The sequence below is a fragment of the Streptomyces sp. NPDC058877 genome (assembly GCF_042742855.1).
GTDB lineage: Bacteria > Actinomycetota > Actinomycetes > Streptomycetales > Streptomycetaceae > Streptomyces.
Genome location: NZ_JBHYMF010000380.1, coordinates 1 through 1,765, shown reverse-complemented (window position 1 = coordinate 1,765; position 1,765 = coordinate 1). Strand labels below are relative to the sequence as shown.

At 69.4% G+C, this 1,765-nt stretch carries 1 protein-coding gene; it reads right to left on the bottom strand.

Going from position 1 to position 1,765, the window contains the following annotated elements; genetic code table 11:
* Positions 1 to 44 precede the first annotated feature (44 nt).
* Positions 45 to 1,670, bottom strand: a complete 1,626-nt coding sequence (locus ACFW2Y_RS35705; RefSeq protein ID WP_384887882.1) for an ISAzo13 family transposase — start codon at positions 1,668 to 1,670, stop codon at positions 45 to 47.
* Positions 1,671 to 1,765: the final 95 nt, after the last annotated feature.

Sequence of the window (1,765 nt, the reverse complement as noted above, 5' to 3'; positions counted from 1 at the left end):
GGCCAGGGAGCTGTCGATAAATAACTCCTTGATCTTGGTGCGGGTCATGAGCTCGCGAGATCGTGCCCGGCGATTGCGGCAAGTTGTTGTGCCGTGGTCACGGTGAGGGCGCCGGTGGAGGCGGTGTGACCGAGTGCGGTGAGTACCGGGGTTGCGTCCCAGATGGTCGCGCCGATCCGGCTCTTGCTCAGGCCGGTCGCCTCGGAGAGTACGGCGTTCGTCATGGACCAGCGTTTCTTGAGGAGGAAGACGATGAGTTGGTCGGCGGCGGAGAGTCGCCTGCCGCCGGCACCGGGGCCACCGTCGGGACGCTTTCCGGGAAGCAGGATCGGTGGATGTTCGGCACGCCAGGCGCGGTAGCGGGCGGCGAGGTCGTCGAAGGCGGCGGGCTCCAGGCCGGTGAGGCTGGGGTGCCGTAGCCAGGTGGGGAGTTTGTCGCCGGCGGGGAAGCGTCCGAACTCGGCGGGCCGTGCCGGAGGCGGCGGTGCGAGGGGCTCAGGCCGCAGGGTGTAGTTCCAGGCGGGGTGCCAGTCGTGCGGGGTGAAGGGGAGGCGGTCCATGACGTCGTCGGGGACGGTAACGCCAGTGGGGTAGGCGCCCGAATCGAGTTCGGCATGGATGGCCAGTCCGGTGCGGGTGCGGGTCGCACCAATGGTGCTGACCACGACTTCATGGCTGGTCAGGGGCCTGCCGCGCCAGTTGATGCTGATCTGGGAGAACAGCCGGTGCTCTATCTTGTTCCATTTTGAAGTACCCGGCGGGAAGTGACACACGGTCACCTCCAGGCCGCTCTCGTGGGCGAAAGCGGCGAGCTCGCTCTTCCAGGCGCGGACCCGGTAGCCGTTGGATCCGCCGGCGTCGGCAGTGATCAGCAGACGGGCGGCACGCGGGTAGCGGTGCCGTCCCTCCCTGTCCCACCAGCGGCGCAGGGTGGCCACGGCGAAGGCGGCGGTGTCGCCGTCGCAGCCCACCGACACCCATCCGGCGTCCGCGCCGATGTCGTAGATCCCGTACGGCACCGCCTTCTTGGCGCCCTTCTCGGGGAAGTCGTGGGCGCGTACGCGGACCGGCTGCCCGGCACGGTGCCACTCGCGCCCGGCGACCGCGTACTCGCCCAGGGTCTCCTTCTTCTTGGTGTCCACGCTGATGACCGGCTGCCCGTCCGCGAGATACGTCTTGACCTGGTCGTTGATGTAGTGGAACTGGGCGTCCCGGTCCGGGTGTCGGGAACCCTCGGTGGTGCGCGAAGTGCCCTGCAGGCAGAACCCTTCGGCCTTCAACAGCGCGGCCACCGTGTCGTGGCCGACCCGGTGCCCCTGCCGGGACAGCTCCGCGGCCAGGACGCGGGTCGACTTCACCGTCCACCGCAGCGGCGACTCAGGATCTCCCCGCTGGTCCGGCTCGACCAGCGCGAGCAACGTCGGCACCAGTTCCCGATCAACGTCCCGCAGCCGCTTGCGGCCCGCGCCCGCCGCCCGAACCCGGTCATCGGGTTCCTCACCGCGTTCCAGCTCACGCAGCCCGCGTGACACCGTCGACTCCGCCACCCCCGCAGCACCAGCCACCCGGCGAATCCCGCCGTGCCCCCGCACACGGGCAGCGGCCCCCAGCACCAGCCGGCGCTGCCGCTCGTCCAGATGCGGCAGCAACAGCCCGAACGCCTCCGCCAGCCCCGCCTCGATCCCCTCCGACACACCCGAATCCTACAGACCAACAGGCCTCAGAAACCGAGGAGTTATTTATCGACAGCTCCCAGGGTCCGTTG